10 protein-coding genes are annotated in these 9,663 nt (G+C 67.5%); 8 read left to right on the top strand and 2 right to left on the bottom strand.

The window, feature by feature from the left end; translation table 11 throughout:
* Positions 1-31: 31 nt before the first annotated feature.
* The 7 genes from AC5O77_RS19030 (at position 32) to AC5O77_RS19000 (ending at position 6,776) form a co-directional block, all read left to right on the top strand.
* Positions 32-517, top strand: coding sequence for an Mpo1 family 2-hydroxy fatty acid dioxygenase (locus tag AC5O77_RS19030; protein ID WP_005411329.1), 486 nt, complete (start codon positions 32-34; stop codon positions 515-517).
* Positions 518-850: 333 nt separating this feature from the next.
* Positions 851-3,682, top strand: a complete 2,832-nt coding sequence (locus AC5O77_RS19025) for a monovalent cation/H+ antiporter subunit A (RefSeq protein ID WP_478057492.1) — start codon at positions 851-853, stop codon at positions 3,680-3,682.
* A complete protein-coding gene (locus AC5O77_RS19020; protein ID WP_478057493.1) occupies positions 3,682-4,074 on the top strand; it encodes a Na+/H+ antiporter subunit C in 393 nt (130 codons plus the stop codon). The genes AC5O77_RS19025 and AC5O77_RS19020 overlap by 1 nt, the downstream gene beginning before the upstream one ends.
* Positions 4,071-5,606: a monovalent cation/H+ antiporter subunit D gene (locus AC5O77_RS19015; protein WP_423163365.1), complete on the top strand. Its 1,536-nt coding sequence runs from the start codon at positions 4,071-4,073 to the stop codon at positions 5,604-5,606. The genes AC5O77_RS19020 and AC5O77_RS19015 overlap by 4 nt, the downstream gene beginning before the upstream one ends.
* Entirely contained in the window at positions 5,603-6,109 is a 507-nt protein-coding gene (locus tag AC5O77_RS19010) for a Na+/H+ antiporter subunit E (RefSeq protein WP_049401676.1), read from the top strand. Before AC5O77_RS19015 ends, AC5O77_RS19010 begins: the two co-directional genes overlap by 4 nt.
* A complete protein-coding gene (locus tag AC5O77_RS19005) occupies positions 6,106-6,390 on the top strand; it encodes a K+/H+ antiporter subunit F (RefSeq protein ID WP_005411334.1) in 285 nt (94 codons plus the stop codon). The genes AC5O77_RS19010 and AC5O77_RS19005 overlap by 4 nt, the downstream gene beginning before the upstream one ends.
* Positions 6,387-6,776 carry a Na+/H+ antiporter subunit G gene (locus tag AC5O77_RS19000; protein WP_049401677.1) on the top strand — a complete coding sequence of 130 codons (390 nt, stop codon included), beginning with the start codon at positions 6,387-6,389 and terminating at the stop codon, positions 6,774-6,776. Before AC5O77_RS19005 ends, AC5O77_RS19000 begins: the two co-directional genes overlap by 4 nt.
* Before the next feature lie 459 nt (positions 6,777-7,235).
* Here AC5O77_RS19000 and AC5O77_RS18995 read toward each other — a convergent pair whose 3' ends face one another.
* Together AC5O77_RS18995 and AC5O77_RS18990 are read right to left on the bottom strand one after the other, a co-directional pair.
* Positions 7,236-8,201, bottom strand: coding sequence for a sodium:calcium antiporter (locus AC5O77_RS18995; RefSeq protein ID WP_032127153.1), 966 nt, complete (start codon positions 8,199-8,201; stop codon positions 7,236-7,238).
* 73 nt (positions 8,202-8,274) lie between these two features.
* Positions 8,275-8,928, bottom strand: coding sequence for a hypothetical protein (locus tag AC5O77_RS18990; RefSeq protein ID WP_494507067.1), 654 nt, complete (start codon positions 8,926-8,928; stop codon positions 8,275-8,277).
* Positions 8,929-9,053: 125 nt separating this feature from the next.
* Here AC5O77_RS18990 and AC5O77_RS18985 point away from each other — a divergent pair, with 125 nt between their 5' ends.
* Positions 9,054-9,602: a hypothetical protein gene (locus AC5O77_RS18985; RefSeq protein WP_494507066.1), complete on the top strand. Its 549-nt coding sequence runs from the start codon at positions 9,054-9,056 to the stop codon at positions 9,600-9,602.
* The last annotated feature ends 61 nt before the right edge of the window (positions 9,603-9,663 follow it).

Genomic DNA, 9,663 nt, shown 5'->3' with positions numbered 1-9,663 from the left:
AGATGTGTATAAGAGACAGAAGCAACGCAGCATGCAGACATCCACCGAGCTTGCGCGGCCGATCGACCGCTATTTCGCCAGCTACTCCGACGACCACCGCAATGTGATCAACCAGCGCATCCACGTGGTGGCGGTGCCGGCGATCCTGTGGTCGGTGGTGGCCCTGCTGTGGTGCCTGCCGCCGCTGATCACCTGGTTCCAGTACGGCATCTGGTCGGCGTTCGCGATGTTCAGCGCCTGGTGCTTCTACAACAAGCTGTCGCGCCCGCTGGGCATCGGCATGCTCATTCAGTTCTTCGTGTTCGGCTGCCTGTGCAGGCTGCTGGAGGCCGAGATCGGCCTGCATAACCTGTTCTGGCTGGCGGTGGGTGTATTCGTTGTGGCCTGGATCGCCCAGTTCATCGGTCACAAGTTCGAGGGCCGCAAGCCCAGCTTCCTGACCGACCTGACCTACCTGCTGATCGGCCCGGCCTGGGTGATGGCCAAGTTCTACCGCAAGCTCGACTGGCGCTACTGACCTGCCCGTGGCCGACGGTGCCCCTCGTTTCCTGAACGGGCAGATTCCGTCACCCGCACTCCACGACGGCCCTGCCAGCCTGCACCGGTGATCCGTTCCCCACCTCCCGCCCGTCGACGGCAGCCCCTGTGCGACAGGGCCTGCGGTCTCCCTGCGTCGGCGTAGGGTGTCCCCCTAGGGCAACCGGGGAGGGACCGCAGCAACGTGATGCTGCGCTGCAAAAAAAATGAATCAGCGGACGTTACATGCAATTGATCGCTGTTCGATGGGTTTCGGCGACATTTCGCAGCCTGTTATCCTCCCTGACCTGCTCGTGAATCATGGATTCCCTGCATGCTCCCCAGCCTGCCCCTGCTGCTGGCCCTGCCGTTCCTGATGGCAGCGGCTGTTGCGGCCTTCCCCCGTAGTTCGCGCTCGACTGCTGCCTGGCTGGCGGCGCTGGCGCCGTTGGGCGGACTGGCCATCCTCGGCTGGCTGACCCCGTCGGTGCTCGATGGCCAGGTGGTCCGCACCCTGGTGCCCTGGCTGCCGCAGATCGGCCTGGACTTCACCCTGCGCCTGGACGGCCTGGCCTGGATGTTCGCCGGGCTGGTGCTCGGCATCGGCGCGCTGGTGGTGCTGTATGCGCGCTACTACCTGAGCCAGCAGGACAACGCCCACCGCTTCTACTGCTACCTGCTGCTGTTCATGGGCGCCATGCTGGGCATGGTGCTGTCGGGCAACCTGCTGTTGCTGATGATCTTCTGGGAAATGACCAGCATCAGCTCGTTCCTGCTGATCGGCTTCTGGTCGCACCGCCAGGACGCCCGCGAAGGCGCACGCATGGCGCTGGTGATCACCGGCGGCGGTGGCCTGGCCCTGCTCGGTGGCGTGCTGCTGATCGGCCGCATCGTCGGCAGCTTCGACCTGGACGTGGTGCTGGCCGCCGGCGAGCAGATCCGCGCCAGCGCGCTGTACCCGTACGCACTGTTCCTGGTGCTGGCCGGCATCTTCACCAAGAGCGCGCAGTTCCCGTTCCACTTCTGGCTGCCGCACGCGATGGCGGCGCCGACCCCGGTCTCTGCCTACCTGCACTCGGCCACCATGGTGAAGGCCGGTGTGTTCCTGCTGGCGCGGCTGCACCCGGCACTGGCCGGCAGCGACCTGTTCTTCTACACGGTCAGCGGCATCGGCGCGCTGACCCTGCTGATCGGCGCCTGGAACGCGATCTTCCAGCACGACCTGAAAGGCCTGCTGGCGTACTCGACCATTTCCCACCTGGGCCTGATCACCCTGCTGTTCGGCCTGTCCACGCCGATGGCGGTGGTGGCCGGCGTGTTCCACATCCTCAACCACGCCACCTTCAAGGCCTCGCTGTTCATGGCCGCCGGCATCATCGACCACGAAACCGGCACCCGTGACATGCGCAAGCTGGGTGGCCTGCGCAAACTGATGCCATTCACCAGCGCGCTGGCGATCATCGCCTCGCTGGCGATGGCCGGCATCCCGTTGCTCAACGGTTTCCTATCCAAGGAAATGCTGTTCGCCGAAGCGCTGACCGCCGGTGGCGGCCCGGGCGCGATGCGCACGGCCGTATCGATCGCGGCGCTGCTGGCCGGTGTGTTCGGCGTGGCCTACAGCCTGCGCTTCGTGCACGACACCTTCTTCGGCCCCGGCCCGCACGACCTCGACCGCGTGCCGCATGAGCCGCCGCGCTGGATGAAGGTGCCGGTGGAACTGCTGGTGGTGATCTGCGTGGCGGTGGGCATCGCCCCGGCACTGACCGTGGCGCCGGTGCTGCATGCCGCTGCGGCCTCGATCCTCGGCAACGCCATGCCCGAATACAGCCTGGCGGTGTGGCACGGCTTCAACCTGCCGCTGGCGATGAGCGCGATCGGCGTGGTCGGTGGCGTGGCGCTATACTTTGGCCTGCGCAAGCTGATCAACCTGCACGGGGTGGAAACCCGCACCACCGGCCGCAACGTGTTCCATGCGCAGCTGGATGCCCTTTCCGCGCTGGCCATGCGCCTGACCAACGGCATCGCCAATGGCAGCCTGCAGCGCATGCTGCTGGGCCTGGTGCTGGTGGCGATCGCGGTCGCCGCCGCGCCGTTCGTGGCCAACCCGGCCTCGCCGAACTGGACCGCGCCGCAGCCGATCCCGCTGCTGGGCTGGGTGCTGTGGCTGGTGATGATGGCCTGCGCCGTTGCCACCCTCCGTGTCTACAAGCAGCGCCTGCTGGCGGTGCTGCTGGTCGGCGGCGTCGGCCTGATGGTGGCGCTGACCTTCGTGTTCCTGTCCGCACCGGACCTGGCGCTGACCCAGCTGCTGGTGGAGATGGTGACCCTAGTGCTGATGCTGCTGGGCATGAACTACCTGCCCGCGCAGTCCGGGCCGGAGCGGCCGCGCTGGCGCAAGCGCCGCGATGCGGTGATCGCGGTCATCGCCGGCGCCGGCCTGGGTGCGCTGGCCTATTCGGCGATGACGCTGCCGCCGAACACCATGGCCGGCGAGCTGCTCGCCCGTGCCCTGCCCGAGGCCTACGGCCAGAATGTGGTCAACGTGATCCTGGTCGACTTCCGCGGCTTCGATACCTTCGGCGAGATCACCGTGTTCGGTATCGCCGCACTGGTGGTGCATGCGCTACTGCGTCGCACGCGGATGGCGCCGGAGCAGATCATGCCCGGCCCGCCGATCAAGCTGCCGGTGCCGGCCGACCTGGCGCAGATCATGTTCCCGCTGACGCTTACCGTATCGATCTTCCTGTTCCTGCGCGGCCACAACGCGCCGGGCGGTGGCTTCATCGCCGGCCTGGTGCTGGCGGTGCCGCTGCTGATCCAGTACGTGATCCAGGGCACCGCGTCGGTGGAGTCGCGCTTCGGCTTCGACTACATCCGCTGCATCGGCATGGGCCTGCTGATCGCCATCCTCAGCGGCAGTGCGTCGATGCTGTTCGGCGTGCCGTTCCTGACCAGCGGCCACCTCGACCTGCACCTGCCGCTGATCGGCGAGGTACCGCTGGCCAGCGCGATCGGCTTCGATATCGGCGTGTACCTGGTGGTGTTCGGTGGCGCCATGCTGATGCTGTCGATGATGGGCACGATCAAGCCGTCGCGCACCCGCACTGCCCGCAAGGGTGAGATCGACCTGCAACGCCGTTCGGCACGCACCGGGGAGATGCACTGATGGAACTGGCCCTGGCTACCGCGATCGGCGTACTGACCGCCATCGGCATCTACCTGCTGCTGGGTGCGCGCAGCTTCGATGTGATCCTCGGCATGACCTTCCTGTCCTACGCCACCAACCTGCTGATCTTCGCCGGTGGCCGCGTGGTGCTGGGCAAGGCACCGGTGCTGCAGGAAGGCGTGGACAGTCACCTGGGCAACTACACCGATCCGCTGCCACAGGCGCTGGTGCTGACCGCGATCGTGATCGCCTTCGCGATGACCGCGGTCAGCATCGTGCTGGCCATGCGCAGCCGCAGCGACAACCACAGCGACCATGTGGACGCCCACGAGCCGGATGACGACCTGCAGGATGAGAGCGTGCTGCCGCGCCAGGGCGAGGACCGCGCATGAACCACCTGGTGATCCTGCCCATCCTGATTCCGCTGCTGGGTGCTGCACTGTCGCTGTTCGTCGAACACCGCCGCTATGGCCCCAAGGTGCAGCGCGCGGTGGCCTGGACTGCGCTGTCGGCGCTGGCGCTGGCGGTGGGCCTGCTGTTTGCCACCACCGCCACTGGTGAGATCAACGTCTACCTGCTCGGCGACTGGCCGTCGCGTCTGGGCATCGCGCTGGTGGCCGACCGGCTGTCGGCGTGGATGCTGCTGACCACCCTGCTGCTGGCCATTCCCTGCCTGCTGCATGCCTGCTCGGGCTGGGACCGGCGCGCACCGCACTTCCATGCACTGTTCCAGTTCCAGCTGGTCGGCCTGAATGGCGCGTTCCTGACCGGCGACATCTTCAACCTGTTCGTGTTCTTCGAGGTGATGCTGATCGCCTCCTACGGCCTGCTGCTCAGTGGCGGCCGCGGCCTGCGCATGCGCATCGGCCTGCACTACGTGGTGTTCAACGTCACCGCCTCGACCCTGTTCCTGATCGCACTGGGCCTGCTGTACGCCTCGCTGGGCTCGCTGAACATGGCCGAGCTGTCGCAGCGCATTGCCGAGGTGCCGCCGGCGCAGCTGACCCTGGTAAAGGCCACGATGGGCCTGTTGCTGCTGGTGTTCTGCGCCAAGGCTGCACTGATGCCGCTGTACCTGTGGCTGCCGGAAGCCTATTCGCGCGCACCGGCCGCCGTGGCCGCCCTGTTCGCGATCATGACCAAGGTCGGCCTGTACTCGGTGCTGCGCATCCAGATGCTGTGGTTCGGCGACGATGCCGGTGCGATGGCCGGCTATGGCCGCGACTGGCTGCTGTGGGCCGGCGTGGCAACGCTGGTACTTGGCGGCCTCGGTGCGCTGGCCGCGACCCGCCTGCGCGTGCTGATCTCGTATCTGGTAATCGTCTCGGCAGCCACGCTGTTCATCGCCTTCTCGGTAGGCACGCCGCAGGTGCTGTCCGCCGGCCTGTACTACCTGCCGCACAGCAGCTTCGTCGCCGCCGCACTGTTCCTGATTGCCGACCTGATCCGCCGCCGCCGCGGTGGCGCCAGCGACCGCAAGGAAGTGGTCGCGCCGATGCCGGGCAAGGAAACGCCGGCGGTGCTGTTCCTGATCGGCGCGGTGTCCGTGGCCGGCCTGCCGCCGCTGTCCGGCTTCCTGGCCAAGGCCGCACTGCTGGCCGGCATGCCGGCGCAGTACACCGCCCCGGTGTGGACCGCGGTGCTGGTGAGCAGCCTGCTGGTGATCATGGGCCTGACCCGAGGCGGCATCCGCCTGTTCTGGCGCGTGCCACCGGTCGAGGCCGATGCACCGAAGCCGCGCAAGGCACGCCTGCGCCGGGTCGAGCTGTACGCGGCCTGCATCCTGCTGGCCTACGGCATCGGCATGACCCTGGCCGCCGCGCCACTGATGCGCTACACCGACGCCACCGCCGCACAGCTGCTGCACCCCAGCGAGTACGTGCAGCAGTTGCGCGCGACCACGCCGGAGATCCGCCAGCCATGACCGCCCAGCGTTCCCTGTTCCGCCGCGTCATTCCCTCGCCGATGCTCAGCATCATGGTGGTGGCGTTCTGGCTGCTGATGTCCGACAGCTTCACCCTCGGCCAGTTCGTGCTGGGGCTGGTGCTGGGCGTGGTGGTGCCGCTGTTCGCCGCGCGCCTGGACCGCGAGTTCGCCCGCATCGGTACCCTGCGCCCGCTGCCCAAGCTGCTGTGCGTGACCCTGTGGGACATCCTGATGTCCAACATCCGCGTCGCCGTGCAGGTGCTGGGCCCGGAGAAGAACATCCATCCGGGCTTCATCTGGCTGCCGCTGGACATTGCCAACATCCACGGCATCGCCGCGCTGACCAGCATGATCACGCTGACCCCGGGCACGGTCTCGGCCGCGCTCAGTGACGACCGCAAGTTCCTGCTGGTGCATGTGCTGCACCTGGAGGATCCACAGGACCTGATCGATACGATCAAGCGCCGTTACGAGGCGCCGTTGATGGAGATCTTCCCATGACCGGTTTTGAAGTCATCCAGACCACCCTGGTGGTGTGCATGCACGTGGTCGGCCTGGCCATGCTGCTGGCCACCTGGCGCCTGCTGCGCGGGCCGACCGTGCCCGACCGCATCCTCGCGCTGGACACGCTGTCGGTGACCGCGATTGCCGAGCTGATGCTGTTCGGCATGTACCTCAACTCGCCGATCTACTTCGAGGCGGCGCTGATCATCGCCATGCTGGGCTTCGGCAGCACCGTGGTGCTGAGCAAGTTCGTGCTGCGCCGGGACATCGTCGAATGATCACCGCGATCCAGATCGGCCTGTCGATCCTGCTGCTGTTCGGCTGCTTCTTCATCCTGGTCGGTGCACTGGGCCTGGTGAAGCTGTCCACGTTCTTCAAGCGGCTGCACGCACCGACCAAGGCCAGCACACTGGGCGTGGGCTGCGTGCTGGTGTGCTCGGTGTGCTACCACATCTTCCTCGGCCAGGACCCGCAGCCGCGCGAGCTGCTGATCACCGTGTTCCTGTTCATCACCGCACCGATCAGCGCGCACATGATGGCCAAGGCCGCGCTGTCGCTGCTGATGGAAACCCGCCCCAGCCTGCCCGGCAACGAGCCGGCTGCTGAAGAGCAGCTGCCGCCGCCGGAACCGGTGCGGGAAGAAGAAACCACGCAGAACCGGTGAATCCGGTAGAGGCCGACCTTGGTCGGCGCTTTGTTTCCCTGAGTGCCAACCAAGGTTGGCAGCTACCGCATCATCGGTGGGTGGACCGGTGGGTGCCGACCGTTGGTCGGCACGGAACCAACCGCATCCACGCATGGCCTGGATCTACCGACTGCAATGCCCGGTAGCGGCCGACCTTGGTCGGCGCTTTGTTTCCCCGAGTGCCAACCAAGGTTGGCAGCTACCGGATCATCGGTGGGTTGACCGGTGGGTGCCGACCGTTGGTCGGCACGGAGCCAACCGCATCCACGCGTGGCGTGGATCTACCGACCACAATGCCGGGTAGAGGCCGACCTTGGTCGGCGCTCTGTTTCCCCGAGTGCCAACCGAGGTTGGCAGCTACCGCATCATCGGCGAGGTGACCGGTAGGTGCCGACCTTGGTCGGCACGGAACCAACCGCATCCACGCGTGGCGTGGATCTACAACGCCGGGGCACCCACCAGCAGCAGCTCCAGCACGAACCAGCCCGCGAACGCGACCAGCAGGATCGCGCCTTCGCCGCGGCTGATCTTCAGGTCGCCGCGCAGCATGGGGTACAGCACCAGTGCGAAGGCCAGCAGCGCCGGCAGTTCCAGGCGCACGAACGAGGCCGGCAGCGCCAGCGGCTGCAGTACGGCCATCGCACCAATCACCAGCAACAGGTTGACCACGCTGGAACCCAGCACGTGGCCCAGCACCATGTCGCCATGACCACGGCGTGCGGCAGCAATCGCGGTTGCCACCTCCGGCAGCGCGGTACCGATCGCGACCGGCAGCAGACCGACCAGCAGCGGCGTCCAACCCAGTGCAGTACCGAAGTCCGCTGCGGCCCCCACCACCAGGCGTGCGCCCCAGTACAGGGCCAGCGCGGCGATGAGCACCCGCAGTACATTCAACGGCAGGCTGGTGCGGCTCAGTGCGGACTCGGCGATGGCTGCCTGCACCTCCGCACTCTCGCTGCGACCACGGCGCAGCAGCAGCACCTGCACCACGATGAAGCCGGCCAGCAGCACGCCGCCCTCCCAGCGTGCCAGGCCACCATCAAGACCGAACAGGATCAGCAGCACGCCGGCCGCCAGCAGCGACCACCACAGCACCGTCTGCAGGCGCGCGCGCAGCAGCAGTGGCGCAGCCATGGCCGCCACGGCCAGGGTCAGGCCCAGGTTGACGATGCTGCTGCCCACCGCGTTGCCCAGCGCCAGCTCCGGCTGACCGACCGCCAGCGCGCGCGCGTTGACCGCCAGTTCCGGCAGCGAAGTGGTCACGCCGAGCAGCAACAGGCCAGCCGTGAACGGACTGGCCCCGAAGCGTTGCGCCAGGCCGGACACGGCCTTGACGATGGAGTCCCCGCCCAGCGCCAGCAGCAGCAGGCCGAGCAGGAACCAGGCAATGGCAATGGCGATCATCGAGCACTCCCCCAGCGGTCGTGGCGCGATTCTACGCTGGCCCCGCGCGCATGGCTGGGCCGTAGATCAAGGATCAGCCACAGCCTTCCACATAATCGACCTGCGGGGTCTGCCCGACCCGCCACGCGCCGACCCGACCGTCCGCACCGAGCGCGAAGTCGATCACCGCCCCACCCTCCTGCGCCGGACGCACGCGCAGGTGCTGGGCCTTCTCGTCGTACTTGTCGGGGCCGACGTCACCGCGCTCGGGGTACAGCACCTGCAGCTCGCCCAGGGTCATGCCGACCTTGCCGCCGCCCGGTGCGATGACCGCAGCACTGTGCACGTCATAGCGCACCAGCTTGCGGCCTTCGATCATCAGGCGCGGATCCTCGGCATTCTGCGGTCGCAGGAAATAGCAGCCATCGTTGCTGTCGTCGACCGGCAGCGGTTTGCCGGCGGCATCGCTGCCCAAGCCCTGCAGCGAGGTGCCGAAGCCGCTGCGGACCTCGGCGATGGCTGCGCCGAGCTTCGCACCGGCGTAGCCGTCCAGGCGTGCGGGGCTGTCGCTGCGGAGATCATTGGCCGGGCGCGAGGCCAGATCGGGATCGGCGGACTGTGCGGGGCCGGTCGCCGAAGCGGTTTCGGCCGGGGTGTCGCTGCCACTGCCGGCCGCCCCCTGTTTGTCCTGGCCGCCGCAGGCGGTGAGCGAAAGCAGCAACAGACCAGCAATCGGGAGGTACTTCATCGGTGCGGTTCCCTGGCACGAAGGTGGCTGCACGCTAGCGCAGCAGATGTGCAGGCGCTGCATTGTCATCGCGGTTTCATCGCCTTCGTTCAGGCTCGGCGTGCACCGATCTGGCCGTCCCTTCCATGCAACCGCGCAAGACCGATCTCGCCCGTACCGCGCTGCAGGCCCACCGCGCGCCGCTGGACATGCGCCAGCGCCGGTTGCTGATCCTGTGCGACGGCCAGCGCAGCATTGCCGACCTGACCGGCCTGCTCGGCCAGGACGCGCCGGCCATGATCATCCAGCTGGTGCAGGCCGGCTACCTGAGCACCGGTACTGCCGCCACGGCCGCACCGCCGTCGCCGGCACCCGCGGCAGCGCCGGTTCCGCCCGCACCACCAGCCGCGGCACCTGCGGCAACTCCGGCCACCGCAGTGGAGCGCCGCCGCTCGCTGGTAGCTGCGCGCATCTACGTGCTGGGCATCCTGGAAATGCAGCGCCATCCGCAGGCGGCGGCGCTGTTCCGCGACCTGCAGCAGGCACGCGCCGAAAGTGAAGTACTGCAGGTGCTGCACTCGGCCATGCAGTTGCTGCCCGGGCTGACCTCGGACGGCTATTGCCAGCGCGTACGCCAGCGCCTGCTGGAAGCGCTGCCGCTGGAGCACTGCGACGCGTTCGTCGAGGCCGCCTGAAGAAAAAGGGGACGGAGGGGATTAAGTCGTTTCGAACACAGGTGTGCTGTTTGCGACTTAA

This window comes from Stenotrophomonas sp. INTA L402-1 (genome assembly GCF_059295135.1).
This window is presented reverse-complemented; position numbering and strand designations above follow the sequence as displayed.

Bases quoted from the DNA above. Each gene is read 5' to 3' on its own strand.
- AC5O77_RS19030 (WP_005411329.1), top strand. From the start codon at position 32: ATGCAGACATCCACCGAGCTTGCGCGGCCGATCGACCGCTATTTCGCC.
- AC5O77_RS19025 (WP_478057492.1), top strand. From the start codon at position 851: ATGCTCCCCAGCCTGCCCCTGCTGCTGGCCCTGCCGTTCCTGATGGCA.
- AC5O77_RS19020 (WP_478057493.1), top strand. From the start codon at position 3,682: ATGGAACTGGCCCTGGCTACCGCGATCGGCGTACTGACCGCCATCGGC.
- AC5O77_RS19015 (WP_423163365.1), top strand. From the start codon at position 4,071: ATGAACCACCTGGTGATCCTGCCCATCCTGATTCCGCTGCTGGGTGCT.
- AC5O77_RS19010 (WP_049401676.1), top strand. From the start codon at position 5,603: ATGACCGCCCAGCGTTCCCTGTTCCGCCGCGTCATTCCCTCGCCGATG.
- AC5O77_RS19005 (WP_005411334.1), top strand. From the start codon at position 6,106: ATGACCGGTTTTGAAGTCATCCAGACCACCCTGGTGGTGTGCATGCAC.
- AC5O77_RS19000 (WP_049401677.1), top strand. From the start codon at position 6,387: ATGATCACCGCGATCCAGATCGGCCTGTCGATCCTGCTGCTGTTCGGC.
- AC5O77_RS18995 (WP_032127153.1), bottom strand. From the start codon at position 8,201: ATGATCGCCATTGCCATTGCCTGGTTCCTGCTCGGCCTGCTGCTGCTG.
- AC5O77_RS18990 (WP_494507067.1), bottom strand. From the start codon at position 8,928: ATGAAGTACCTCCCGATTGCTGGTCTGTTGCTGCTTTCGCTCACCGCC.
- AC5O77_RS18985 (WP_494507066.1), top strand. From the start codon at position 9,054: ATGCAACCGCGCAAGACCGATCTCGCCCGTACCGCGCTGCAGGCCCAC.